This is a genomic window from Streptomyces venezuelae (assembly GCF_008642275.1).
Taxonomy (GTDB): Bacteria; Actinomycetota; Actinomycetes; order Streptomycetales; family Streptomycetaceae; genus Streptomyces; species Streptomyces venezuelae_E.
The window spans coordinates 1235001-1259969 of sequence record NZ_CP029189.1 but is presented as its reverse complement, the minus strand read 5'-3'; the positions used below and the strand labels follow the sequence as shown (position 1 = coordinate 1259969).

Annotated in this window: 19 protein-coding genes; 9 read left to right on the top strand and 10 right to left on the bottom strand. The window is 73.5% G+C overall.

Annotated features, from left to right (window positions below; translation table 11 throughout):
• Positions 1-169 precede the first annotated feature (169 nt).
• A complete protein-coding gene (locus DEJ51_RS04940) occupies positions 170-1081 on the top strand; it encodes a hypothetical protein (protein WP_150256481.1) in 912 nt (303 codons plus the stop codon).
• A gap of 74 nt (positions 1082-1155) precedes the next feature.
• Positions 1156-5886 (top strand): hypothetical protein, encoded by a 4731-nt coding sequence (locus DEJ51_RS04935; RefSeq protein WP_150256479.1) that lies wholly within the window; start codon positions 1156-1158, stop codon positions 5884-5886.
• 749 nt (positions 5887-6635) lie between these two features.
• Here the strand turns inward: DEJ51_RS04935 and DEJ51_RS04930 are convergent.
• A complete protein-coding gene (locus DEJ51_RS04930) occupies positions 6636-7091 on the bottom strand; it encodes a hypothetical protein (protein ID WP_223835673.1) in 456 nt (151 codons plus the stop codon).
• Between the two features lie 425 nt (positions 7092-7516).
• On the opposite strand from DEJ51_RS04930, the gene DEJ51_RS04925 reads away from it, so the two are divergent.
• Genes DEJ51_RS04925 through DEJ51_RS04910 form a run of 4 tightly spaced genes read left to right on the top strand, consistent with a single transcriptional unit; the run spans position 7517 to position 11864 of the window.
• Positions 7517-10345, top strand: coding sequence for a nitrate- and nitrite sensing domain-containing protein (locus DEJ51_RS04925; RefSeq protein WP_150256477.1), 2829 nt, complete (start codon positions 7517-7519; stop codon positions 10343-10345).
• Positions 10342-10779, top strand: coding sequence for a roadblock/LC7 domain-containing protein (locus DEJ51_RS04920; protein ID WP_030016314.1), 438 nt, complete (start codon positions 10342-10344; stop codon positions 10777-10779). The genes DEJ51_RS04925 and DEJ51_RS04920 overlap by 4 nt, the downstream gene beginning before the upstream one ends.
• A gap of 10 nt (positions 10780-10789) precedes the next feature.
• Positions 10790-11257, top strand: coding sequence for a DUF742 domain-containing protein (locus tag DEJ51_RS04915; RefSeq protein ID WP_150256475.1), 468 nt, complete (start codon positions 10790-10792; stop codon positions 11255-11257).
• Positions 11238-11864: a GTP-binding protein gene (locus DEJ51_RS04910; RefSeq protein ID WP_030016310.1), complete on the top strand. Its 627-nt coding sequence runs from the start codon at positions 11238-11240 to the stop codon at positions 11862-11864. Before DEJ51_RS04915 ends, DEJ51_RS04910 begins: the two co-directional genes overlap by 20 nt.
• Before the next feature lie 145 nt (positions 11865-12009).
• Here DEJ51_RS04910 and DEJ51_RS04905 read toward each other — a convergent pair whose 3' ends face one another.
• Genes DEJ51_RS04905 through DEJ51_RS04895 form a run of 3 tightly spaced genes read right to left on the bottom strand, consistent with a single transcriptional unit; the run spans position 12010 to position 14094 of the window.
• Positions 12010-13200 carry a lipid-transfer protein gene (locus tag DEJ51_RS04905; protein ID WP_150256474.1) on the bottom strand — a complete coding sequence of 397 codons (1191 nt, stop codon included), beginning with the start codon at positions 13198-13200 and terminating at the stop codon, positions 12010-12012.
• On the bottom strand, positions 13197-13691 hold the full coding sequence (locus DEJ51_RS04900; RefSeq protein WP_150256473.1) for a Zn-ribbon domain-containing OB-fold protein: 495 nt from the start codon (positions 13689-13691) through the stop codon (positions 13197-13199). The genes DEJ51_RS04905 and DEJ51_RS04900 overlap by 4 nt, the downstream gene beginning before the upstream one ends.
• A gap of 34 nt (positions 13692-13725) precedes the next feature.
• Positions 13726-14094 carry a DUF962 domain-containing protein gene (locus DEJ51_RS04895; protein ID WP_150256471.1) on the bottom strand — a complete coding sequence of 123 codons (369 nt, stop codon included), beginning with the start codon at positions 14092-14094 and terminating at the stop codon, positions 13726-13728.
• Positions 14095-14235: 141 nt separating this feature from the next.
• Here DEJ51_RS04895 and DEJ51_RS04890 point away from each other — a divergent pair, with 141 nt between their 5' ends.
• Positions 14236-14745 (top strand): NUDIX domain-containing protein, encoded by a 510-nt coding sequence (locus DEJ51_RS04890; protein WP_150256469.1) that lies wholly within the window; start codon positions 14236-14238, stop codon positions 14743-14745.
• A gap of 168 nt (positions 14746-14913) precedes the next feature.
• On the opposite strand, the gene DEJ51_RS04885 is transcribed toward DEJ51_RS04890, so the two are convergent.
• From DEJ51_RS04885 to DEJ51_RS04870, 4 genes are all read right to left on the bottom strand, one after another.
• Positions 14914-15351, bottom strand: coding sequence for an SRPBCC family protein (locus DEJ51_RS04885; protein ID WP_150256467.1), 438 nt, complete (start codon positions 15349-15351; stop codon positions 14914-14916).
• A gap of 33 nt (positions 15352-15384) precedes the next feature.
• Positions 15385-15732 carry an ArsR/SmtB family transcription factor gene (locus DEJ51_RS04880; protein ID WP_150256465.1) on the bottom strand — a complete coding sequence of 116 codons (348 nt, stop codon included), beginning with the start codon at positions 15730-15732 and terminating at the stop codon, positions 15385-15387.
• Complete coding sequence (locus DEJ51_RS04875) at positions 15729-16214, bottom strand: SRPBCC family protein (RefSeq protein WP_223835672.1); 486 nt, start codon at positions 16212-16214, stop codon at positions 15729-15731. Before DEJ51_RS04875 ends, DEJ51_RS04880 begins: the two co-directional genes overlap by 4 nt.
• Positions 16215-16447: 233 nt before the next feature.
• Entirely contained in the window at positions 16448-18796 is a 2349-nt protein-coding gene (locus DEJ51_RS04870; RefSeq protein WP_150256464.1) for a glycoside hydrolase family 31 protein, read from the bottom strand.
• A 221-nt stretch (positions 18797-19017) separates the two neighbouring features.
• On the opposite strand from DEJ51_RS04870, the gene DEJ51_RS04865 reads away from it, so the two are divergent.
• The gene (locus tag DEJ51_RS04865) at positions 19018-20994 is read left to right on the top strand and encodes an acetoacetate--CoA ligase (protein WP_150256462.1); all 1977 of its coding nucleotides are present in this window, start codon (positions 19018-19020) and stop codon (positions 20992-20994) included.
• 63 nt (positions 20995-21057) lie between these two features.
• On the top strand, positions 21058-21990 hold the full coding sequence (locus DEJ51_RS04860) for a hypothetical protein (protein ID WP_150256461.1): 933 nt from the start codon (positions 21058-21060) through the stop codon (positions 21988-21990).
• Between the two features lie 70 nt (positions 21991-22060).
• Here DEJ51_RS04860 and ptsP read toward each other — a convergent pair whose 3' ends face one another.
• Positions 22061-23731: a phosphoenolpyruvate--protein phosphotransferase gene (ptsP, locus tag DEJ51_RS04855; RefSeq protein ID WP_150256460.1), complete on the bottom strand. Its 1671-nt coding sequence runs from the start codon at positions 23729-23731 to the stop codon at positions 22061-22063.
• Between the two features lie 74 nt (positions 23732-23805).
• Positions 23806-24255, bottom strand: a complete 450-nt coding sequence (locus DEJ51_RS04850) for a PTS glucose transporter subunit IIA (RefSeq protein WP_150256458.1) — start codon at positions 24253-24255, stop codon at positions 23806-23808.
• Positions 24256-24969 lie beyond the last annotated feature (714 nt).

Below are 24969 nucleotides of genomic sequence, written 5' to 3'. Positions count from 1 at the left end.
CCGCCGGGCACAGGGCTCTGCCCGGACCCTCCCCCAGCTACCGCTGGGAGGTGCCCCCTGCTCAAACGCCGGCGAGGCTGAACCGGCCGGAGCCGCCTGATCCGCGCAGAGGCCCCGCCAGCAGCAGCCGTACCGCCCGAACGACCCGTACCGCCGAGGAGACGTACCCGTGAGCGACCACCACGCCGAGCACCCCGCGTGGAGCGAGCCCGACGCGCCGTCGGCTCCCGCGCACGCCCCCACCCCCGCCGGCCCCACCCCGGTGACCCCCGCCGACGCCGCCGACGCCGCCCGACTCGTCGCCTTCGGGCTGCAGCCCAAGCTGCTCCCCGCCCGGGACGCCGAGTACGCCGAGCTGCTCCGCCGCTACCGCGAGGACCCCGCCTTCGGCCGCCTCGCCGACGCCGTCGCCACCGGCCTCGGCCTCGTCGTCCTGGAGGTGTCGCCCCGCGCCGGCATGGCCGTGGCCGCCGGCGAGGACTCCGTCTTCGCCGTCCGGATGGGCGACTACGCCCGCCGCACCGCCGCCGACTCCGCCGACCGCTTCCTGCACGGCCTCGCCCACCTAGCCGTGGCCGCCCTGGCCTTCCCGCGCCCCGAGGACCTCGCCGACGACGGCTACATCGGCCGCATCACCGTCAACGGCGTCGACGCCTTCGTCCGCCAGACCTGCCGCCGCCTGGAGGAGCGCGCCGAGGAGCTCGGCGAGAACACCGACCCGGCCTCCGACGCCCCCGGCCTGGAGGCCGCCTGGCGCGTCTACGCCCGCCGCAGCGCGACCGGAGCCACCAAGGACGCCCGCCGCCTCGCGGGCTCCACCACCGGCATCGTCGGCAAGGCGGCCGCGTTCCTCACCGACTCCGGTTTCCTCCAGCGCACCGGCGACGAGGCCGGCGGCACCTACCGCACCACCCCCCGCTACCAGCTCCAGGTCCGTGACATGGCGGGCAGCGCGGCGATGGCCGAACTCCTGGAGCTCGGCGTGGTCCCCGTCAGCGACGGCTCCGCCACCCTGCTGCCGCCGCCCGAGGGCGACGACCTGGACCTGGCCGCCGACGCCGGGCTCCCGTTCCACGCCTGAGCCCCGGCCCCCACGGCCCGCGCCCCGATCCCCGTACGCCCTGCCTCACCAAGACACCACGAGAGTCCGCCGCCATGTACGAGCTGTCCCGGATCCGCCTCTACTCCATCGGGCCCGCCGGTGCGCGCTACGCCGACACCGTGCTCGACCTGCGCGGAGTCGGCGAGCCGGTGCCTCACCCGGCGCCCGCCCAGGCGGAGTTCTTCGAGGAGGAGCCCACGGGCCCGCCGCGCCGGCCCGCGCCCGCCGGCGTGCTCTTCCTCGAGAACGGCGGCGGCAAGTCCGTCCTCCTCAAGCTGATCTTCTCGGTGATGCTCCCCGGCCACCGCAACACCCTCGGCGGCGCCAGCTCAGGCGTCCTGCGCAAGTTCCTGCTCGCCGACGACTGCGGCCACGTCGCCCTGGAGTGGCAGCACACCCAGACCGGTGAGTGCGTCGTCGTCGGCAAGGTCAGCGAATGGCGCGGCCGTCAGGTCTCCAACGACCCGCGCAAGTTCGCCGAAGCCTGGTACTCCTTCCGCCCCGGCCCGGGCCTCAGCCTGGACAGCCTGCCCGTCGCCGAGGCCACCTCCGTGCGCCCGCCCGTCGAAGGCGCCTCCGGGGCCCAGGGCCGGCGCCGCACGATGAAGGGCTTCCGCGACTCCCTCACCGAGGCCGGCAAGGCGTACCCGCACCTGGAGGTGTACTTCGAGGAGATCCACGACCGGTGGAACGAGCACCTCACCGAACTGGGCCTCGACCCCGAACTCTTCCGCTACCAGCGCGAGATGAACGCCGACGAGGGCGAGGCGGCCGGCCTCTTCGCGGTCAAGAAGGACTCCGACTTCACCGACCTCCTGCTGCGCGCGGTCACCGACACCCGGGACACGGACGGCCTCGCCGACCTCGTCCACGGCTTCGGCAACAAGCTCGGCCGCCGCGCCGAGCTCATGGCCGAACGGGACTTCACCGCAGGCTCGGTGGACCTGCTCACCCGCATCGTCGAGGCCGCAGCGGCCCGCTCCCGGCTGCGCGACGTACACGCCGGCGCGGAACGCCGTACGCGCACCCTCGCCCGACGGCTGTCCGCCCGCGCCGCCGAGGAGCGCGGCCGGGCCGCCGACCTCGCCCAGCAGGTCACGGGAGCCGCCCACCAGGTCACCGCCGCCGAGTCGGCGCGCACCCGCAGCGCCGCCGTCTCCGCCGAACTCGCCTACCGGCACGCCTCGCTGGCCCTGACCGTCGCCGACAAGGCCGCCGCGGCCCAGCGCCGCGAACTCCTCGAAGCCCGGACCCTGCACTCCGCGTGGCAGGCCGCCGAGAACGTACTGCGCCACCGGGCCGCCGCCGACCGCTCCGCCCGCGTCGCCGCCGCGATCCTGGAGGCCGAACGGGACGCCGCCCCGGCGCTGGCCGCCCGCGCCACGGCGGCCGGCGAGCTCGTCCGGGCCCTGCACACCGCCGCCGAGCACGGCGAGCGGCTCGCCAACGAGGAGGAGGAGCGTTCCGCCGCCCTCCAGTCCACCGGTGAGGACGCCCACCGCGACGCGACCGCCGCCGCCACGGCCGCCCAGCGGGCCCGCAGCGAGGCCGAGCACCTGCGCTCCCGGCTGGCCGAGGTCCAGCAGGAGACCGCCGAGGCCGTCCGGGCCGGCTGGCTCGACGACACCGCCCCCGACGCCGACCCGGCCCGCGCGGCCCTCGCCGCCACCGACGCCGAGAAGGCCGCCGTGGCTGCCTGGGACGAGTCCCGGGAAGCCGCCCGCGAGGCCGCCGAGGCCGCCCGCGAGGCCGCCGCCGCGGAATCCCGGGCCGAACTCACCGCCGCCCGTGCGGCGGACGCCGCCGACGCGGCCGAGGCCGCCCACGACGCGGAGCACCGGGCCGCGGCCTCCCTCGCCACCGCCCCGCGCCTGGCGGACCTGCTGGGGCTCCCGTCGGTCCCCGCCTCCTTCCTTCCCCACCCGCGCTCGCAGAGCGGTACCGCCGGAGCCCTCGCGGGCGCCGGCGCGCAGGCCGCGTCGGCCGGGGCCGCGCACGGAGCCGCAGGGCAGGGCCCCGCCCCGGCCGGTCCCGCCGGCCGCCCGGAAGGCGCCGCAGGCGGCGGGCTCACCGCCGCCGACCTCGACCGCAACGCCGACGACCTGCGCGCCCTGCTCACCGACGCGGTCGCCGCGGCCGAACGCCAGCTCTTCGAGCTGCGCACCGCGGCCGCCGACGACTCCCGCATCCTCGGCGCCCTCGGCGACGGCGGCCTGCTGCCGCCCGGCCCGGACGTCCTGGCCACCGTGGAGTACCTCGGCGAGCACGGCATTCCCGCCCTCCCCGGCTGGCGCTACCTCGCCCAGTCCGTGGACCCCGCCGACCACGCCGCCGTCCTCGCCGCCCGCCCCGAACTCGTCGACGGCGTCGTCATCACCGACCCCGACACGCACGGCCGCGCCCGCGAGGTGCTCTCCGGCGCCGCCCTGCTGCCCCGCTCCACCGTCGCCGTCGGCACCGCCGCAGCCCTGCTGGCCCCGCTGCCGCCGGCCGGCGACGACTCCGGGGTGTTCCTCGTACCGCCGAACCCGGCCATGCACGACGAGGGCGCCGCCGACGAGGAGCGCCAGGCGCTGCGTGCCCGCGCCGCCGCCCGGGACACCGAGATCCGCGACCTCGCAGCCCGCCTCGGCGGCGACCGCGAACTCGCCGCCCGCCTCGCCTCCTGGCGCACCGGCTGCCCGCCCGGCCGCCTCACCGAACTCGCGGAAGCGGCCGCCGCCGCCCGGATGTTCGCCGAGGAGACCGACGCCGAGCTCGCGGAGGCCCGTACCGTACGCGCCGAGGCCGACGAGGCCGCCGCCGACGCGGCCCGCGTCCGCGAGGAGCGCCAGGACGCCGCTCAGCGCGCCCGCCGCGCCGCCGACGCCCTCGCCGGGCTCGCCTTCCGGCTGCGCGAACGCGCCGGCTGGCAGGCCAAGCTCCGCGAACTCGCCGACGACGCCGCCGAGTCCGAGGCCCGCGCCGAGGTGTGCCTGGACCGGGCCCGCGCCGCCGACGAGGACCGCCGCGCCGCCCAGCGCGCCGCCGACGACGCCCGCCGCACCGCCCGCGCCCTGCGCGCCGAACGCGCCGAGATCGCCGGTGCGCCCGACCAGCTGCCCGACGGCGACGGCGATGCCCCCCGGGCCCCCCTGCCCGACCTGCGCGAGGCCTACCGCGCGGCCTCCCAGCTCTACGAGAAGGTCGGTGTCGGCGCCGACCTGCGCGCCGAACAGGCCCGCGCCGAGAGCGACGAGAGCGCCGCCCTGGCCGAGCTGGACCGCCTCACCAACAAGGTCCGTACCCGCGCCGCCCAGCTGCTGGAGAGCACCGACGGGTCCGACGGCCCCTCCCGGCAGGCCGCGGCCGCCCGCGCCGAGTCCCTCGTGCAGATGCTGGAGACCCGCGCGTCCACCGCCAGCGAGCAGCTCGGCCGGCTGCGCGGCGAGGCGGAACGGCACGCCCCCACCGAGGGGGAGGCGCACACCGAACTCCCCGAGGAGCTCGTCCCCGAGAACGTCGAGCAGGCCCAGGCCCTGCTGCGTACGGCCACCGCCCAGCTCGCCGCCCACAGCGCGGCCGTGGAGAGCGCCCGGGCCGCCCACGCGGACCTGCTGCGCGCCCACCGCACCGCCGAGGACGGGGCCGGAGGCTTCGACGAGACCGCGGCGATGCTCCGGGACCTGCTGCGCGACCACACCCACCAGGACGACGAGCATGAGCCGGTACCCCACGCGGGCACCCTGGAGGAGGCCCGCCAGTCCGCCACCGAGGCCCGCCGCTCCCTGCGCGGCTGCTCGGCCGACCTCTCGGCCGCCGAGTCCGCGGTGCGCGAGGCGAGCGACATCCTGGTCCGGCACGCCAACGCCACCCGCTACGAGCAGGTACGCACCCCCGCGCGGCAGCAGATCCGCGAACTGCCCGCCTCCGCCCTGCCCGAGCACGCGGCGGCCTGGGCCGCGGCCTTCGCACCCCGGCTGCGCGTCCTCACCGACGAACTGGCCCAGCTGGAGCGCAACCGGGACAGCATCGTCGACCGCCTGCGTGGTCTCGTCGAGTCGGCCCTGGCCACGCTCCGCTCCGCGCAGCGGCTCTCGCAGCTCCCGGAGGGCCTCGGTGAATGGTCGGGCCAGGAGTTCCTGCGGATCCGCTTCGAGGAGCCGGACCAGGCCACGCTCACGGAGCGGCTCGGCGAGGTCATCGACGAGGCGACCCGCGCGGCCGTGAAGAAGAACAGCAGCGCCTCGTTCGGCGAGGGCCGCCGTGACGGCATGTCCCTGCTGCTGAGGGGCGTCCAGGCGGCCCTGGAGCCCAAGGGCATCTCCGTGGAGATCCTCAAGCCGGACGCGGTGCTGCGCGCCGAGCGGGTGCCGGTGGGACAGATGGGCGACGTGTTCTCCGGCGGGCAGCTGCTCACCGCCGCGATCGCGCTGTACTGCACGATGGCGGCGCTGCGCAGCAACGACCGCGGCCGCGACAAGCACCGGCACGCCGGCACGCTGTTCCTCGACAACCCGATCGGCCGCGCCAACGCCACGTACCTGCTGGAACTCCAGCGGGCCGTCTCCGACGCGCTGGGCGTCCAGCTGCTCTACACGACCGGCCTGTTCGACACCACGGCACTCGCCGAGTTCCCGCTGGTGATCCGCCTGCGCAACGACGCGGACCTGCGGGCGGGCCTGAAGTACATCAGCGTCGAGGAACACCTGCGCCCGGGTCTGCCGCAGCGGTCCCCGGAAGGGGAGACCATCCACGGCGAGATCACGGCGACCCGGATGTTCCGCCGGAGCGGCGCCTCCTGACGCCGGAGGCGCCGGCGCCGGCGCCGGTGCCGCCGGGCCCCCTCGGGTGCCGCCGGACACCGGGACGCCCTGAGGCGGCCGTGCCACGAGCGCCCGCGCCCCCGGGGCTCCCCGGGGTGCCGCAGGGCACCCGGGACCCCCTGCGGCACCCCGGGGAGCCTGCGCCGCCGGATGTCCGTGCCACCCGGGGCACCTGCGGTGCTCGTGACACCTGGGATGTCTGTGGCACCCGGGGCGCCTGCGCCGCCGGATATCCGTGCCATCCGGCACGCCTGCGGTGTCCGTGGCACCCGAGCGTCTGCGTCGCCGGGATGCCCGTGCCACTCGGCACGCCCGCGATACCTGGGATGTCCGTGTCACCCGGCACGCCCGCGGTGCTCGTGACACCCTGGATGCCCGTGCCATCCGGCACGCCCGTGGCGCTCGTGACACCCGGGATGCCCGTGCCATCCGGCCCGCCCGCGGTGCTCGTGACACCCGGGATGCCCGTGCCATCCGGCCCGCCCGCGGTGCTCGTGACACCCGGGATGCCCGTGCCATCCGGCACGCCCGTGGTGCCCGCGATACCCGGGATGCCCGTGCCGCTCGGCACGCCCGTGCCACTCGGCACGCCCGTGACACCCGGGATGTCCGCGGCACCCGGGATGCACGTGCCACTCGGCACGCCCGCGGTGCCCGCGGCACCCGGCACGCCCGGGGCGCGCGGGACGTCTGTGCCGTCCGGGGCGGCCGTGGCGCCCGTACGGGGCTCAGCGGGCGGAATAGCGGCCGGACGCCGCCAGAGGGCCGTCCTCGCGCGGTATTCGGCCCGCGGCGGCCTTCCGGGCCGCCCGCCGGGCTTCCCGGCGGCGGCCGCGCGCCGTGCTGCTCGGCTCCGAGTGGACCCCGTACCGCTGGTTCCAGGTCTGCCGGGTGATCCACACGTCCAGCACCCCCCAGGTGGCCACGATCGTCCCCGCGATCGCGCCGAGCCCCATCGGGAGGGCCAGCCAGGACCCGGTCAGGGTCAGGAAGAACGTGATCGTCGCCTGTGTCAGGGTCACGGCCACGATCAGCACCGCCCGCACCGCGGAGGTCCGTACCGAATCCGGCATCCTGCGCCGCCGGGCCGGCTCCTCGACCCACAGCCCCCGACCGGCCCCACCGACCCCACCGGCCCCCAGGCCCGCACCCGCACCCGCGCCGCCGCCCTCGTCACTGCTCATGGTCCGCTCACTCCCCACCGCGCGGTCCGTCATGCCTGCTCGCCCTGCCTACTTGCCACGTCTGCCCACCACTTCCACCCCTCACGTCCGCTCCGACGTGCCCCCTCGAACAGAAAGACGTCCGGCGGTGCCCGGAGATTCCCGGATCGCGGATACCCCGACGGGCCGGAACGATCGCGGAACGAACAATTCCAGCCATCCATCGAGTTGCGGGAACCGACGCCCCAGCAAGTGTCATCTGCCACATATCGGGCCGCAGTTGACCGGAAGTGTCGGACAACTGGTGATCTTCCTCCCGGGGTCAGGCCGAAAACGTCCGGACACGCCTTCGAAGCTGCCCCGCAGCAGTAGTAGGCTCACGCCGTTTAAATGACGGAACACCGACCCCCGGTAACGGGGTTGACCTGGGGGAGGCTGGGGAGGCCATGCGCTTTCGCGGGAAGTCCATCCGCCGGAAGATCGTGGCGTTGCTCCTTGTGCCGCTCGTCTCCCTGACCGCCCTCTGGGGCATCGCGACAGTCATCACCGGCCGAGAGGCCCTCCAGCTCTTCGACGTGGCCTACATCATCGACAAGGTCGGCTATCCCGTCGAGGACGTCGCCCGCGTCATCCAGAAGGAACGGCGCCAGACCCTGGTCGTCCTCGGAGACCCCCGGGCCGCCACCGCCACGGCCGAACTCACCAAGCGCCGCGCCGAAACCGACCTGGCCGTCGAACAGATCAGCGTCAGCGCCCGCGACCCCAAGGTCATCGACGAGCTGAGCCCGGACAGCGCCCAGCGCCTGCGCTCGATCGTCACCGCCTTCCAGGGCATCGGCGCCATGCGCCGCTCCGTCGACCAGAACGCCCTGGACCCCACGCAGGCCCTGGATCTCTACAACCGGCTCGTCGACCCCTGCTACGACTTCCTGATGAACCTCCACGGCCTGGACAACGTGGAGGTGGACAAGGAAGGCCGCGCCCTCGTCGGCATCAGCCGCGCCCGCGAACTGCTCTCCCGCGAGGACGCCGTCATCGCCTCGGCCCTCGCCGCGCGCAACGTCACCGCTCCCGACGTGCGACGCGTCTCCGACTTCGTCGCCAACCGCACCCTGCTCTACGAGTTCAACCTCGTGACCCTCCCCGCCGAGGACCGCGAGCGCTTCGAGAAGTACTGGAAGGACCCCGGGACCCAGCCCCTGCGCGACGCCGAGGAACGCTTCATAGCCGGCGGCGCCGCCAACAAGCCGCGCAGCGTCACCGCCGCCCAGTGGGACGAGGCCTCCACCAAGGTCCTCGACGACCTGGCCGCCATGAACACCGACGCCGGCAACCGCTACCAGCAGCGCATCGAGCCCGTCGCCAGGGACGTCATGGTCCAGGCCGCCGCCGCCGGTGTCCTCGGCTTCCTCGCCCTGACCGTCTCCCTGGTGCTGTCCGTCCGCATCGGCCGCGACCTCGTCCGCGACCTCTCCAGGCTGCGCAAGGAGGCCCACGAGGCCTCCGGCGTCCGGCTGCCCAGCGTGATGCGCCGCCTCGCGGCGGGCGAGCACGTGGACGTGGAGACCGAGGCGCCCCACCTCGAATACGAGAAGGACGAGGTCGGCCAGGTCGGCCAGGCCCTCAACACCCTCCAGCGCGCCGCCGTCGAGGCCGCCGTCAAGCAGGCCGACCTGCGCCGCGGCGTCTCCGAGGTGTTCGTCAACCTGGCCCGCCGCAACCAGGTGCTGCTGCACCGCCAGCTGACCCTGCTCGACACCATGGAACGCCGGACCGAGGACACCGAGGAACTGGCGGACCTCTTCCGCCTCGACCACATGACCACCCGCATGCGCCGGCACGCCGAGGGCCTCGTGATCCTCTCCGGCGCCGCGCCCTCCCGCCAGTGGCGCAAGCCCGTCCAGCTGATGGACGTCGTACGCGCCGCCGTCGCCGAGGTCGAGGACTACGAGCGCATCGAGGTACGCCGGCTCACGCGCCTGGGCATCGTCGGTCCGGCCGTCGCCGACATCACCCACCTCATCGCCGAACTCCTGGAGAACGCCACCGTGTTCTCGCCGCCGCACACCGCGGTCCAGGTGCACGGCGAGCGCGTCGCCAACGGCTTCACCCTGGAGATCCACGACCGGGGCCTCGGAATGACCCCGGAGGCGCTGCTCGACGCGAACCTCCGGCTCGCCGAGACCCCCGAGTTCGAGCTCTCCGACACCGACCGCCTCGGCCTGTTCGTCGTCAGCCGCCTCGCGCAGCGCCACAGCGTCAAGGTCGTCCTCCAGCCCAGCCCGTACGGGGGCACCACCGCGGTGCTCTTCCTCCCCTCGGCCCTGCTCACCGAGGCCCCCGAGACCAACGGCGCGGGCGCGCGGTTCGACGGCGCCCGCGCCGCCGCCAAGCCCCTGCGGTCCGACAAGTCCGGCCACCTCGGCCGCGCCGGGTCCGAGCGCTCCGCGCCCGCCGCCATGGAGCGCACGCCGTCCGGCCGCCAGCTGCCCACCGGCGAACTGCGCGGCCCGGTCGAACTGGAGGCCCCGCTCCCGGCCGGCGGCCTGGACCGGCTGGACGGCCTCGACGACCCCGCCGTGCTCGACGACGCACCCACGGCGATCACCGGCCGCACCGCCGCCGGCCGCCCGGTCATGGCGACGCTCGACGACGAGACCCCGCCGAACGGCATCCCGCGCAGCGCCCTCCTGGGCCTGCGCGCGGCGGACCGGCCGCACAACGACCGGCACGCCGACCGCGGCGGCTCCCGCAAGGGCGGCCGCGACCGCGAGTCGCTCGCGCCCACCGGTCCGGTCCGGCTGGACACCCAGCGTGTGGAGACCCAGCGCCCGGACGGCTCCCGCTCCCAGGGCGCCGTACCACTGCCGCGTCGCCGCCCGACCCCGACTCTGGTCGCCGACCACGGCCGCCGGGTGGAGCCCCGCCCGGTGTCCGTGGTCCCGCAGCCCTCACCGGCCTCCACGGCCGGACCCGACGCCGGATCCGATGCCGGAGCCTCCGCACCCGGCCCCGGCATCGGCGGACTGCCCCGCCGGGTCCGCCAGGCCAGCCTGGCGCCCCAGCTCAAGAAGTCCCCGTCCGCCGCCCCCGCCGAAGCCGCCCCCGACCAGGCGGCCGACCGCGACGCGGAAGACGTACGTACGCGCATGTCCGCACTCCAGCGTGGCTGGACGGCGGGCCGCAACCAGCACGCACAGCAGAAGTCCGAGACCGGGGCGGGCACATCCGCCGCCGGCGGTCCCGCGAACGAGAACGAAGGGGACGGTCGATGACCGCACCGCAGACCGGCAACGACACCAGGGGCCGCGGCTCCGGCCCGCTCAACTGGCTCCTCGACGAGCTCGTCGACCGGGTCGGCTCCATCCGCAAGGCGGTGGTCCTCTCCGGCGACGGCCTGCCCACCGGCAGCTCCAAGGACCTGACCCGTGAGGACAGCGAGCACCTGGCGGCCGTCGCCTCCGGATTCCACAGCCTGGCCAAGGGTGTCGGCCGGCACTTCGACTCCGGCCGGGTCCGCCAGACCGTGGTCGAGCTCGACGAGGCCTTCCTCTTCGTCATGGCCGCGGGCGACGGCAGCTGCCTGGCCGTCCTGGCCGACGCCGACTCCGACGTCGGCCAGGTGGCGTACGAGATGACGCTGATGGTCAAGCGCGTCGGCGACCACCTGGCGACCGCCCCGCGCACCGGGCTGCCAGCCGGAGGGTGAGTCGTAAGGCATGAGCGATTCACGCCAGGACCACCCCACGGGAATTCCCGCCGGCTTCACCGTCGACCCGTCCTACTCCGACACCGACCCACTCGACCCCGACCACGCGCACTGGTTCGACGACGACGCGGGGCCCGTCGTCCGCCCGTACGCCATGACCCGCGGCCGGACCAGCCACGCGGGCCAGCACCGACTCGACCTGATCGCGCTCGTCGTCGCCGAACCGGCGGCCGACGATCCGGTCTGGGACATGACCCTCTCCCCGGAACACGCCCACATCCTCGGGCTGTGCCGGGACCGACCGCAGTCGGTCGCCGAACTCGCGGCCGATCTCGACCTCGCCGTCGGGGTCGTCCGCGTCCTGATCGGCGACCTGGTCGATGAGGAACTGGTCCACGTGACCAGGCCGGTACCACCGGCAGAACTGCCTGATGAATCCATTCTGCGTGAGGTGATCGATGGCCTTCGGGCGCTTTAGCCGCACCGGTGCCATGCACGCGGTGTCGCCTGTCGAGCCGCTGACCTTGAAGATCCTGGTCGCGGGCGGCTTCGGGGTGGGCAAGACCACCCTGGTCAGCGCGGTGAGCGAAATCAGACCGCTGCGCACCGAGGAACGGCTCTCCGAGCCGGGCGTCGGTGTCGACGACACCGGGGGAGTGGAAGGCAAGAGCACCACCACCGTCGCCATGGACTTCGGGCGCATCACGCTCCGCGAGGACCTGGTGCTGTACCTGTTCGGCACGCCCGGGCAGGACCGCTTCTGGTTCCTGTGGGACGAGCTCGCACAGGGTTCGCTCGGCGCCGTCGTCCTCGCGGACACCCGCCGCCTCGCCGACTGCTTCGCCGCCATCGACTACTTCGAGCGGCGCGCGATCCCGTTCGTCGTCGCGGTCAACTGCTTCGACGGAGCCGACCGGCACCCCGTGGTGACCGTACGGACGGCACTGGACCTCGACCCCGGGGTACCGGTGCTGCTGTGCGACGCACGGGACCGGGAATCGGTGAAGGACGTGCTGGTGGGGGTCGTGGAACACGCGATGTCCCTGGCACGCGAGCGGCGCCGGAGCCTGTCGGCCGGAGCCTGACACGGGGGCGGCCCGTACCCCCGCCGACTGGGGTACGGGCCGCAGCTCTCACGGGGTGACCGGGGTCCCGGTCGCGTCGCGGGACTGTGGAGCGAGTGTGAACCTGCCGCCGGGAGCCGTCAAGCGTTCGGACAACACCGGCAGTTCAGCGCACGGCGACGACGGCCGACCCGTGCCCGAACAGCCCCTGGTTCGCGGTGATCCCGGCCCGCGCGCCGGGTACCTGCCGCTCCCCGGCCGTACCGCGCAACTGCCAGGTCAGCTCACACACCTGCGCGATCGCCTGCGCCGGCACGGCCTCCCCGAAGGAGGCCAGCCCGCCACTGGTGTTGACCGGGATCCGGCCGCCCAGCGCCGTCGCCCCCTCCCGGACGAGCTTCGCGCCCTCACCCTCCCCGCACAGCCCGATGTCCTCGTACCACTCCAGTTCCAGGGCGGTGGACAGGTCGTACACCTCGGCGAGCGAGAGGTCCTCCGGCCCCAGCCCCGCCTCCTCGTACGCGGCGCGCGCGATCGAGGACCGGAAGGACCCGGCCGACGGCGCCACCGCCCGCGCCGAGTCGGTGGCGATGTCCGGCAGGTCCAGCACCGTACGCGGATAGCCGGGCGTCACCGTCGAGACGGCCCGGATCCGCACCGGATCGGCCACTCCGCGGGCCCGGGCGAACTCCATGCTGGTGAGTACCAGGGCCGCACCGCCGTCGGAGGTGGCGCAGATGTCGAGCAGCCGGAGCGGATCGGCGACCACGGCGGAGGCCGCGACCTCCTCCGCGGTGACCTGCTTGCGGTAGCGGGCGTACGGATTGAGCAGACCGGCCGCCGCGTTCTTCACCTTGACCTGGGCGAAGTCCTCCGGGGTGTCCCCGTGGAGGGCCATCCGCCGGCGGGCGTAGAGCGCGAAGTACGCCGGGTTGGTGGCGCCGAGCACGCGGAACCGCAGCCAGTCGGGATCGTCGGGCCGGTCGCCGCCCGCCGGGGCGAAGAACCCCTTGGGCGCCGCGTCCGCGCCGACCACGAGCACCACGTCGGCCAGGCCGGCCAGGATCTGCGCGCGGGCGGCTCCGATGGCCTGCGCGCCGGACGCGCAGGCGGCGTACACGCTGGTGACCCGGGCGCCCTGCCAGCCGAGGGCCCGGGCGAAGGTGGCGCCCGCCACATAACCCGGGTAGCCGGAACGGACCGTGTTGGCGCCGACGATCGACTGCACCGCGGTCCAGTCCAGTCCGGCGTCGGCCAGCGCCGACCGCGCGGCGGCCCGCCCGTATTCGACGAAACTGCGGCCCCACTTGCCCCAGGGGTGCATACCGGCCCCGAGGACCGCGATGTCGGCACTCATTCGGCCCCTCCCACCGGACGGAACTGCCAGGTGGTCCAGACGGTCCCGGAGGCTCCGGGGGCTCCGGAGGCTTCGGCGGTCCCCGCTTCCTCGTTCAGTACGCCCCCGACCACCTCGACCTCCATTCCGACGGCGAGATCCGCGACCCCCACCCCGGGTGCGGCCTGTCCCAGCACCACCATCCCCTCGGCCTCCAGCTCCACCGCGACCAGCGTGTACGGCTCCCAGGGCACGGCCGGGTCGGACACGTACGGCGCGGGAGGCCGGTAGCGCCCGTCGGTGTAGGACCAGACCCGGCCCCGGGGGGAGAGCGGCACCTCGGCGAGTTCACCACCGCCGGGGCAGTGCGGATTGCGGCAGTACGTGTCCTCGCGCGGGAAGAACACCGCAGTACAGGCCGAGCACCGGGTGCCGAGCAGCCGGAAGCCGCCGCCGTCCGGTGCGTCCTCGGTGAACCACCCGCTCACGACGGGTGTGCGTGTGCGTGCCACGATGCCCCTCCCTGGTCAGAGATCTGACGGATCGTCAGGAGTCTGCCACGGGCGGACGGCCCTGACACGGGTTCTCGGCAAGCCACTTCTGCGCGATCTCGCCCAGCTCCGCGTCGCGCCCGGCCAGCATCATCCGGATCATCTGCGTGTCCCCGCGCAGAGACCACGCGGGATGTCCGAAGGTGGCCGGGTTGTTCCCCTCGATCAGGAAGTGCGCCGGCCAGGCGGTCCCGTAGCCGATCAGGGGCAGGGCGGCGAGGTACCGCCGGCGGCCGCGCGCCAGCCCGTAGGCGGTCACGGCCAGACCGGTGAGGGTGCCGGTGAGATGGATCCAGCGGGTGGCGGCGCGCGAGTGCATCGCGACGTAGTACGGCCAGAATTCCTCGTACGAGGTGAATGTCATGCGGGCACGGTACTCACGGCCGGACGGCGCCGACAGGGACAGGGACAGAGGCAGGGACAGGGATAGGGGCGGGGGAAGGGGGTGTGGGCACGCGTTCCGCAACCACCCTCATCCGTACGTTCCTTGGCATACCATCGCCGGATGCCGGCACACCTGAAGGACTCGCACTGCTCCACCTGCGGAGCGCAGTACGCCACCCCCGAGTGGCCCCGTACCTGCGCGGCCTGCGGGGCGACCGCCTACCGCAATCCGCTCCCGGTGGCCGTCACCCTCCTCCCGGTCGAGGACGCGGACGGTTCCGGGCTCGTGGTGATCACCCGCACCATCGAACCGGCCCTCGGCGGCGTCGCCCTCCCCGGTGGCTTCATCGACTTCGGTGAGGACTGGCGCGACGCGATGGTCCGGGAACTCTTCGAGGAGACCGGCATCACGGCACCTGCCTCCGAGGTCGTCCTGGCCGACGCCCTGAGCTCCCCGGCGGGCCACCTCCTCCTCTTCGGCCTCCTCCCGCCCCGCCCGGCCGCGGAACTGCCCGCCTCGAAGGCGACGGACGAGACCACGGGCTGGCACATCCTGCGCACGCCGTCGGTGCTGGCCTTCCCCCTGCACACCCAGGCGGCGGCGTCCTGGTTCGCCGGGAAGTACGCCTGAGCCCGACGCCTGAGCCCGACGCCCGAGCCCGACGCCCGAGCCCGACGCCCGACGCCCGACGCCCGACGCCCGACGCCCGACGCCCGACGCCCGACGCCCGACGCCCGACGCCCGACGCCCGGCCGCGGAGGCGGCCGGGCGTTTGAGGCAGTGCGCCGCAGGCCGGCGTCAGTGCCAGTTGCTGATCTGTACGTCGCGCGGGTGCGGCGCACCGGACCCCGTCTCCACGAGGGACTTCAGACTCATCAGGAAGATCGCCCACTTCGTGCTGCAGTGGTTCATGAACTCGACCGGTTCGCGCCAGCCCGCGTGCGCGAACGTGATGATCGTCCACTCGCCCTCCCGGGTCAGGTCGAAGCTCACCGTGGTCCCGATCCATTCGGGCGGACCGTCGACGACCTCCCACAGCACCCGTGCGTCCGGCCGCAGTTCGAGCACCTTCATGTCGAAGCCGCCGAGGTCGCCGAACCGGAACTCCAGGACCCCGTCGCCGTCACCGCTCGTGTCGGTCGTCCACCACGCGGCCAGGCCCTCGACCGTGGTGAGCGCCTCGTAGACCTTCTCCGGGGCTGCTGTCACGCCTACCCGGTGCAGGATGTCCACCATCTCGCTCTCCCGTCTCCTCGTCGCTTCTCCGTGCTACTTCTTCTCCGCGTCCTTGGCCCGCTGGATCGCCTCGGCGAGGCTCTTGACGCGCCGCAGGCGCGCGTCCCACATCTCACCGACGGAGTTCAGCTGCGCCACGGCGCGGGCCAGCTGTGCCTCGTCCACCTGGTAGCGCTTCTCCCGTCCCGCCGGCGCGGACCGGACCAGCCCGACCCGGTCGAGCACGGCCAGGTGCTTGGTCACGGCCTGCCGGGTCACCGGCAGGTGTGCGCTGAGGGTCGTCGCGGTCCCCTGGCCGTCGGCCAGCAGGAGATCGATCATGCGGCGCCGGGTCGGGTCGCCTATCGCGGACCACAGGTCGTCGTCGACGGCGGTGCTCATCGCGCGCCCGCCAACCGTTCGGCGGTCGCGGCCAGGCGCGGCAGGTAGAAGTCCCAGCCCTGCCGGTGGTCGTCGTAGGTGGCTTCGAGTACGGCGGCCTCCCAGCCCCGCTCGCGGTAGCCGCTCTCGCGGAAACGGACCGTGGTCCCCGTCCCTGCGGGGACGAGTTCGAAGGTCACCAGCAGGGAGTTTCCCGGACCTGCCGTCTCCGCTTCCGTCTCGTCGTAGGTCCAGCGGAACGAGAACATCCGGGGCGGGTCGGCCTCGACGACCGTGAACGGTGCGGACTGGTGCCCGCCGTTGTCCTGGTCCGTCCATGTGAGACGGCCCGTCGCGCCCGCGGCCGGCTCGAACGCGGTGGTCTCGGCGCTCCACCACTCCCGGATGTGCTCGGGGCTGCTGAGCACCTCGAACACCACCTCGGGCGAGGCGTCGATGTGCAGCTCGCGCTCGATGCTCCCGTACTCCATGGCCGTCTCCATCTTTCGCAACCTTCGGTTGCATATCACGTTAGCCCCGTCCCGTCTGATGTGCAACCGTTGGTTGCGTATCGGTGGGTGGGCAGGAGTTCCCGGCCGTGCGGAGCGCGCGGCGACCGGCCCCCGCCGCCTTACGGGCCCCGGGCGGCGTACAGGCCCCGGCCGCCTTACGGGCCCCGGGCGGCGTACAGGCCCCGGCCGCCGTACCGGCCCGGGCCGCGTACGGGCCCAGCCGCCTACAGCCCCCGTACGGTGACCCCCTCCACCCGGTTCCCCGCCTCGTCCTCGACCACCACCGCGTCCCCCACCCACCGCACCGCGTACCGCTCCACCTCGCCCGCCTCGAAGCCCGGCCCGGGGTCCCGGATCACCACCCCGCCCCCCGTGCGTCCCCGGGCCGGAGCCCAGACCTCCAGCTCCACCCCGTCGCCGGAGGCGGCCCGTACCGGCAGCACGGCCCCCGCCCGCGCCAGCACCGGGATCCGGCCCTGCGGCGCGTCCAGCAGGATCTGGCCCGGGCCCTCGTACGCCGCCCCCGTCGCCGTGTCGTACCAGCGTCCCCGCGGCAGCCGTACCGCCCGCCGGTCCGCCCCGCACTCCAGCACCGGCGCCACCAACAGCGCGTCACCGAGCAGGAAGGCGTCCTCGCAGTCCCGCAACCGCCGCTCCTCCGGCGTCCCCCACCACACCGGCCGCACGTAAGGGGCCCCCGTCCGCCGCGCCAGATGGGCCAGCGTCACGAAATACGGCCGCAGCCGCTCCCGTTCCGCCATCACCTCCGCGGCCTGCTCGGCCACCTCCGGCCCGAACTCCCACGGCTCCCGCCGCCCCGCCCAGATCGCCGAGTGCGTCCGGAACAACGGCAGGTAGGCCCCCAGTTGCAGCCACCGCACGTACAACTCCGGCGACGGCGACCCCCCGAACCCGCCGACGTCCGGACCCGAGTACGGCACCCCGCACAGCCCGAGCCCCAGCACCAGGGCCAGCGAGGCCCGCAGCCCCGCCCAGCTGGACTCCACGTCCCCCGACCAGGTGCCCCCGTACCGCTGCATCCCCGCCCACCCCGACCGCGAGAACAGGAACGGCCGCTCGGCGGGCCGCAGCCGCACCAGCCCCTCCCACCCCGCCCGCGCCATCGCCAGCCCGTACACGTTGTGCCCCTCGCGGTGGTCACCACCCGCCCCCTCCAGCGCGTGCCGCGCCGACCTCGGCAGCGTCGAGTCCCCGAACGGCGCGAAGGACACCGGCTCGTTCATGTCGTGCCAGAAACCGGCGAAGCCCCGCGCGAGCCGCTCCTCGTACAGCCCGCCCCACCACTCCCGCACGGCCGGATCCGTGAAATCCGGGTACGCGCACTCGCCCGGCCACACCTCACCGCGCACCTCCGCGCCCCGCGCGTCCCGTACGAAGGCCCCACCCGCCCCCACCGCCAGCCCCGACGCGTGCACCCCGTCGCCCGCCTTCACCGCCGGGTCCACGATCGACACCAGCCGCACCCCGAGCTCCCCCAGCTCCCGCGCCAGCTCCGGCAGGTCGGGGAACCTCCCCTCGTCCACCGTGAACACCCGGTGCCCGTCGTAGTGATCGATATCCAGGTGTACGGCCGACAGTGCGAGCCCGCGCGCCGCGTACCCCGCGACCACCCGCCGCACCTCCTCCGCACTCCCGAACCCCCACCGTGCGTGCTGGTACCCCAGCGCCCACTCCGGCGGCACCGCGGCCGCGCCCGTCAGCCCCGACCACCCCTGCAGCACCCGCGCCGGCGTCCCCACCAGCACCCAGCACCGCAGCGGCCCGCCCTCCATCCGCAGCTCGCTCGCCCCCGGCCGGTCCGCGCCCGAACCGGCGCCCTCCTCACCCTCCCGCAGCACCACCCGCCCGTCCCACGAGTTGTCGTGGAACACCAGATGCGTGCCCGCGTCCGCCACCACCATCTGCACCGGCATCGTCAGGTACAGCGGATCGACCCCCGGCCCGAAGCCCCCCTTCGGGTCCGTGTTCCACAACCGGTACACCCCGTCCCGCAGCCGCGGCCCCCCAGCCCGGCCGCCCAGCCCGAAGAACCGCGCGTCCGCCGGCACCTCGCTCCGCTGCAGCCACCGCGCCGCACCCATCCGCGGATCCACCGGCTCCCACCACCGCGGCGGCGCCTCCCGCCGCAGCACCGCCCCGCCCGGCGTACGCACCTCCAGCGCCCCGTGCCGCGACACCGCCACCGTCACCCGCTCCGACACCACCCGCCAGCCGCCCCCGGTGTCCGGCTCCAGCACGGCCCGCGGATCCGGCTCGGGCCCCTCGCCCACCACCGCGTACGACGGAGTCGGCCCGGCCCCGTCCCAGCTCCAGAACACCGCGCCGCCCACCATCACCCGTACCAGCAGCTCGGAGCGCGCGAACCGCAGCACGCCCCCGCCCGGCCGGGCCTCCGTACCGGTCATCAGCCCCGGCACGCGCGCCCGCTCCGCGCCCCGGCGCGGAAGCCCCACCGCATCCGAGCGCCGGTGGCGCCAGGCCGAGCGCCAGGCGCGCCGACCGCGCTCCGTACCGACGTCTTTCACCGCACGTACCAGATCACGACCGTTCATGCCGATCACCCTGCCACCGGCCCCCCGCCCAGGGGACGGCGTTCAACTGCCGTTCACCCGCCGGCGGCACCCCGGCGCCGATCACCCGACCCGCCAGGACAGCCCTGGTGCAGCGGACGATCACATGGCATGGTCCCTGTGAGCCGCCGCGCCCACACCCCCGCGCGACGGCACCGTACGCACACGAAGCGCGAGCCGCAGACTTGACCGGGAGCCGACCCATGACCTCAGCCACGCAGCCGGAACCCCTCTGGGCGCCGGGCCCCGACCGGATCGCCGCGGCCCGGATCACCGCCTTCCAGGCCTGGGCCGCCGAGCGCCACGGAGCCCCCGCCGACGGCGGCTACCCCGCCCTGCACCGCTGGTCCGTCGACGCGCTCGACACCTTCTGGCAGGCCGTCGCCGAATGGTTCGACGTCCGCTTCACCACCCCGTACGAGTCCGTCCTCGCCGACCGGTCCATGCCCGGCGCCCAGTGGTTCACCGGAGCCACCCTCAACTACGCCGAGCACGCCCTGCGTGCCGCAGAAGACCCGGCCCGCGCGGAAGAACCCGCCCTCCTGTATGTGGACGAGACCCACGAGGTCGTCCCCGTCGGCTGGGCCGAGCTCCGCCGCCAGGTCGGCTCGCTCGCCGCCGAACTGCGCGCCCTCGGCGTACGCCCCGGCGACCGCGTCAGCGGCTACCTCCCCAACATCCCCGAGGCCGCCGTCGCCCTCCTCGCCACCGCCGCCGTCGGCGGGGTCTGGACCTCCTGCGCCCCCGACTTCGGCGCCCGCAGCGTCCTCGACCGCTTCCAGCAGGTCGAGCCCGTCGTCCTGTTCACCGTCGACGGCTACCGCTACGGCGGCAAGCAGCACGACCGCCGCGACACCGTCGCCGAACTCCGCGCCGACCTGCCCTCCCTGCGCGCCGTCGTCCACATCCCGCTCCTGGGCACGCCCGCCCCCGAAGGCGCCCTCGACTGGTCCGCCCTCACCTCCGGCGACACCGAGCCCGTCTTCGAACCGGTCCCCTTCGACCACCCCCTCTGGGTGCTCTACTCCTCCGGTACGACCGGCCTCCCCAAGGCCATCGTCCAGTCCCAGGGCGGCATCCTCCTCGAACACCTCAAGCAGCTCGGCCTGCACTGCGACCTCGGCCCCGAGGACCGGTTCTTCTGGTACACCTCCACCGGCTGGATGATGTGGAACTTCCTCGTCTCCGGCCTGCTCACCGGCACGACCGTCGTCCTCTACGACGGCAGCCCCGGCTACCCCGACACCGGCGCCCAGTGGCGCATCGCCGAGCGGACGAAGGCCACCCTCTACGGCACCTCCGCCGCCTACGTCATGGCCTGCCGCAAGGCCGAGGTCCACCCGTCCCGCGACTTCGACCTCTCCGCCGTGAAGTGCGTCGCCACCACCGGCTCCCCGCTCCCGCCCGACGGCTTCCGCTGGCTCCACGACGAGGTCGCCGAAGACCTCTGGATCGCCTCCGTCAGCGGCGGCACCGACGTGTGCAGCTGCTTCGCGGGCGCCGTCCCCACCCTCCCGGTCCACATCGGCGAACTCCAGGCCGCCTGCCTCGGCACGGACCTCCAGGCCTGGGACCCCTCCGGGAAGCCCGTCACCGGCGAGGTCGGCGAGCTCGTCGTCACCAACCCCATGCCGTCCATGCCGATCCACTTCTGGAACGACCCCGACGGCAGCCGCTACCACGACAGCTACTTCGAGATGTTCCCCGGCGTCTGGCGCCACGGTGACTGGATCACCCTCACCGACCACGGCTCGGTCGTCATCCACGGCCGCTCCGACTCCACCCTCAACCGCCAGGGCGTCCGGATGGGCTCCGCCGACATCTACGAGGCCGTCGAACGCCTCCCCGAGATCAAGGAATCCCTGGTCATCGGCCTGGAAGAGCCGAACGGCGGCTACTGGATGCCGCTCTTCGTCCACCTCGCCCCCGGCGCGACCCTCGACGACGACCTGCGCGCACGCATCAAGGCGACGATCCGCGAGGAACTCTCCCCGCGTCACGTCCCCGACGAGATCATCGAGGTCCCCGGCATCCCCCACACCCTCACCGGCAAGCGCATCGAGGTCCCGGTCAAGCGCCTCCTCCAGGGCACCCCCCTGGCCAAGGCGGTCAACCCGGGCTCCGTCGACAACCTCGACCTCCTCCCCTTCTACGAGGAGCTGGCCCGCACCCGCGGCTGAGGTCACTGTCAGTGGCGATGGCTACTCTGAGTGAGCAAGTGATTGCGACACTCAGGGGGAGCCATGCCACGCAAGAACGACACCGGTACGCCCACGGGCAAGCACCGGACACGCACCACCGACCGGCGCCGCCTGCTGCGCCGCGAGGTCCCCGGCACCATGGGCCTGCTGGCCGACGCCGGGGACTTCGCGGCCATGTGCGGCTACCGCAGCTTCAGCTTCGACGACCACACCGACTACGCCGACTACCTCCACCACGTGGACGGCCTGCTCAGGTCCCGCGCGGCCCAGGGCATCCACACCACCGTCGCCCTCTTCGATCCCGAGGAGTACGCCGACTTCTGCGGGGAAGCCGGCCTCGACCCGGACACCGCCGAAACCCGCGCCCGCTTCACCGCCGAGCTGGCCGGCACAGGCGCCCTCCTGCCCTACACCGGCCAGCCCATCGACGAGCTCGTCCCCCTCCTCGTGGACGAGGCCGTCCGCCAGGCCACCTGGGAATACGCCACCGGCGTCCTGGCCGAGGTCGGCCACTGCGCGGACTGCGGCGAGGACATCGGCCACGCCTCCTTCGACCGTGCCGCCGACGCGCTCAAACGCCTCGTCGCCGGCGCCGGTCCCGGCCACCACCACTTCGTCTGCAGCGTCCCGACCGACGCACAGCAACTCGTCGCAGTCCTGCACGCCGACACCACCGACGACCCGGACACCCCGCCCCGCATCGAAAGCCGGGAAGGCCTCGGCTTCGTGACGGTCCTCGCCGCGGGACTCGCCCTCGGCGGCACCGGAGGACTGGTGGTCCGCACGACCGGTGAGGACCACCGGGACCGGGTCCACGGCTGGCGCCTGGACCGCGGCCGGCTCACCGCCCTGTCGGCTGCGGCCGTCTTCAACGCCTACTGCACCGACGCCGACACCGGAGACCCCGTCGCCCCCGAATCGGGCGTCGAATACTGCCCGGGGTACGAGGTCGACGCACCCGGACCGCACCACTGACCGGTCCGGAACCGACCGAGGGGCCCTCGCCACAAGCGAAGGCCCCTCGACACCACACGACACCAGACGGCTACTCGCCGGACAGCACCGCCTGCGCGGCGACCCGCGCCTCCTCGGCGCTGTCCGCCGCACGAGCCGCCGCCGCGGCACGCTCGCACTGGGCCAGCGTGTACTTGGCGAGCGTCGCCCGCACATAAGGAATCGAAGCGGCACCCATCGAAAGAGAGGTGACACCCAGACCGGTCAGCACACAGGCCAGCAGCGGATCGGAAGCGGCCTCGCCACAGACACCGCAGCTCTTGCCCTCCGCCTTGGCGGCATCCGCCGACATCGCGATCAGATCGAGCAGCGCCGGCTGCCACGGGTCCTGGAGCCGGGAGACGGCGCCGACCTGACGGTCGGCGGCGAAGGCGTACTGGGCCAGGTCGTTCGTGCCCAGCGACAGGAACTCGACTTCCTGGAGGATCGAGCGCGCCCGCAGGGCGGCGGAGGGGATCTCGACCATCGCGCCGAACTTCGCCTTCAGACCGGCCTCCCGGCAGGCGTCCGCGAAGGCCTTCGCGTCGATCCGGTCGGCGACCATCGGGGCCATGACCTCGAGGTAGACCGGCAGCCCCTCGGCCGCCTTGGCCAGCGCGGTGAGCTGCGTACGCAACACGTCCGGGTGGTCCAGCAGCGAGCGCAGCCCGCGCACCCCCAGCGCCGGGTTGGGCTCGTCGCCCGGCGTCAGGAAGTCCAGCGGCTTGTCGGCACCGGCATCGAGCACCCGCACCACGACACGACCCTCGGGGAAGGCCTCCAGCACCTTGCGGTAGGAGTCGACCTGCTTCTCCTCCGACGGCGCCTTCTTGCTGTCGTCCAGGAACAGGAACTCGGTGCGGAACAGACCCACGCCCTCGGCCCCGGCCTCGACGGCCGCCGGCACGTCCGCGGGACCGCCCACATTGGCCAGCAGCGGCACCTTGTGACCGTCGGACGTCGCACCCGGACCGGACGACGCGGCCAGAGCCGCCCTGCGCTCGGCGGCCGAAGCCTCCAACTCCGCCCGCTTCTGCGGCGACGGGTCCACGAACAGGTCACCCGTGCTGCCGTCCACCGCGATCACGGTGCCCTCCGCGATCTCACCGGCACCCGGCAGCGCCACGATCGCCGGCACGCCCAGCGCCCGCGCGAGGATCGCGCTGTGGCTGGTCGGCCCGCCCTCCTCGGTCACGAACCCGAGCACGAGCGCCGGGTCGAGCAGCGCCGTGTCGGCGGGAGCCAGGTCCCGCGCGATCAGCACGTACGGCTCGTCGCTGTCGGGCACACCCGGCATCGGCACGCCCAGCAGCCGCGCGACGATGCGGTTGCGCACGTCGTCCAGGTCGGCCACCCGGCCGGCCATGTACTCCCCGGCCCCTGCGAGCAGGTCGCGGTACGCGGCGAACGCGTCGTACACGCCGCGCTCCGCGGTACTGCCGACGGCGATCCGCCGGTCGACGTCCGCCATCAGCTCGGGGTCCTCGGCGATCATCGCCTGGGCCTCGAGCACGTGCTGGGCCTCGCCACCGGCCAGCTGGCCACGCGCGATCAGATCGGCCGCCACGGCACTCACGGCCTGACGGGCGCGCCCCTGTTCGCGCGCCGCCTCGTCCGCGGTGATCTGCCTGGCCGGCGGTTCCAGAACCGCCGTGCCCATGTGCCGCACCTCGCCGATCGCCACCCCGTGGCTCACGCCGACGCCTCGCAGCGTTGTCTCCATTTCACCCGTCTCCGGTAGAGCGGCGGGCCGAGCCGCCGCGGTGGATATACGACTCGCCCGTACAGGCGGACGTGTCACTGCCAGCTGAACAGAGCGTCGTCAGCCTTCACGTCGCCGGATTCGACGACGTTGGAGAGGGACTTGGCCGTCGCTTCCAGTGCCACGACCGGGCAGATCGGCGACTTGCCGGCTTCCTCGACGGCAGCGGGGTTCCAGCGGATGACGGCCTGGCCGCGGGTCACGGTGTCGCCCTTGTTGACGAGGAGCTCGAAGCCCTCGCCGTTGAGCTGAACCGTGTCGATCCCGAGGTGCGTGAGTACACCGTGACCCTCGCCGTCGACGACGACGTACGCGTGCGGGTGCAGGGAGACGACCACACCATCGACGGGGGACACCGCCTCCGACGGCTCGCGGACGGGATCAATGGCGGTGCCAGGTCCCACCATGGCGCCGGAGAACACCGGATCGGGCACTGCCGCGAGTCCGATGGCACGCCCGGCAAGTGGGGACGTCACGCTGGTCATGGGGGCCTCCCAGGGGTGGGGCTCATCGTGTCGCCGTCACTACCTGTCGCGAACGGCGTACTCTTCAGAAGGATATGGCACTAGATGTTCGGGTTCGCCCGATGTAGGTCCTGATCCGGGCGCCTCCGTTGGCACGGAGACTAGTGGACTAGACCGGTGGACTAGACCATACGCCTGAATCGATTTGCTTGGGCACCCCCAGAGCTGTACTGTCGTGACTCCCGCCAGGACGCCTCGTGTGAACTTCTCGCGAACGGCTGATGGACGGGACTCCTCCTCTTCAGTGAAGATCTTTATCCCACCCCTCTTTCCGTATGCCTTTTCGGTAATTCGGCGAGTGGTCAGGGAGAGGGAAAACCACTGATAGAGTCGGAGCCGCCGGAAAGGGAAACGCGAGAGCGAAAACCTGGAAAGCGCCGAGGAAGTCGGACACGAAAGAGTCTGATAGAGTCGGAAATGCAAGAACAGAACGAAAGCCCGGAGGAAAGCCCGAGAGGGTGAGTACAAAGGAAGCGTCCGTTCCTTGAGAACTCAACAGCGTGCCAAAAATCAACGCCAGAAGTTGATACCCCGTCCACTTCGGTGGATGAGGTTCCTTTGAAAAAGACCTGTGAGGTCGCCTTCGGGTGATGCTTGCAGGCAACAACACAGCGAGGACGTTGTGGCGCGTCGGTCATATTCCGACATGATGCGCCCGCTCTAAGTGATGTGTGC

Coding starts and splice junctions, on each gene's coding strand:
- DEJ51_RS04860 (WP_150256461.1), top strand. CDS start 21,058: ATGCCACGCAAGAACGACACCGGTACGCCCACGGGCAAGCACCGGACA.
- DEJ51_RS04870 (WP_150256464.1), bottom strand. CDS start 18,796: ATGAACGGTCGTGATCTGGTACGTGCGGTGAAAGACGTCGGTACGGAG.
- DEJ51_RS04890 (WP_150256469.1), top strand. CDS start 14,236: ATGCCGGCACACCTGAAGGACTCGCACTGCTCCACCTGCGGAGCGCAG.
- DEJ51_RS04885 (WP_150256467.1), bottom strand. CDS start 15,351: ATGGTGGACATCCTGCACCGGGTAGGCGTGACAGCAGCCCCGGAGAAG.
- DEJ51_RS04920 (WP_030016314.1), top strand. CDS start 10,342: ATGACCGCACCGCAGACCGGCAACGACACCAGGGGCCGCGGCTCCGGC.
- DEJ51_RS04895 (WP_150256471.1), bottom strand. CDS start 14,094: ATGACATTCACCTCGTACGAGGAATTCTGGCCGTACTACGTCGCGATG.
- DEJ51_RS04865 (WP_150256462.1), top strand. CDS start 19,018: ATGACCTCAGCCACGCAGCCGGAACCCCTCTGGGCGCCGGGCCCCGAC.
- DEJ51_RS04875 (WP_223835672.1), bottom strand. CDS start 16,214: ATGGAGACGGCCATGGAGTACGGGAGCATCGAGCGCGAGCTGCACATC.
- DEJ51_RS04850 (WP_150256458.1), bottom strand. CDS start 24,255: ATGACCAGCGTGACGTCCCCACTTGCCGGGCGTGCCATCGGACTCGCG.
- DEJ51_RS04930 (WP_223835673.1), bottom strand. CDS start 7,091: ATGAGCAGTGACGAGGGCGGCGGCGCGGGTGCGGGTGCGGGCCTGGGG.
- DEJ51_RS04935 (WP_150256479.1), top strand. CDS start 1,156: ATGTACGAGCTGTCCCGGATCCGCCTCTACTCCATCGGGCCCGCCGGT.
- DEJ51_RS04910 (WP_030016310.1), top strand. CDS start 11,238: ATGGCCTTCGGGCGCTTTAGCCGCACCGGTGCCATGCACGCGGTGTCG.
- DEJ51_RS04905 (WP_150256474.1), bottom strand. CDS start 13,200: ATGAGTGCCGACATCGCGGTCCTCGGGGCCGGTATGCACCCCTGGGGC.
- ptsP (WP_150256460.1), bottom strand. CDS start 23,731: ATGGAGACAACGCTGCGAGGCGTCGGCGTGAGCCACGGGGTGGCGATC.
- DEJ51_RS04925 (WP_150256477.1), top strand. CDS start 7,517: ATGCGCTTTCGCGGGAAGTCCATCCGCCGGAAGATCGTGGCGTTGCTC.
- DEJ51_RS04915 (WP_150256475.1), top strand. CDS start 10,790: ATGAGCGATTCACGCCAGGACCACCCCACGGGAATTCCCGCCGGCTTC.
- DEJ51_RS04880 (WP_150256465.1), bottom strand. CDS start 15,732: ATGAGCACCGCCGTCGACGACGACCTGTGGTCCGCGATAGGCGACCCG.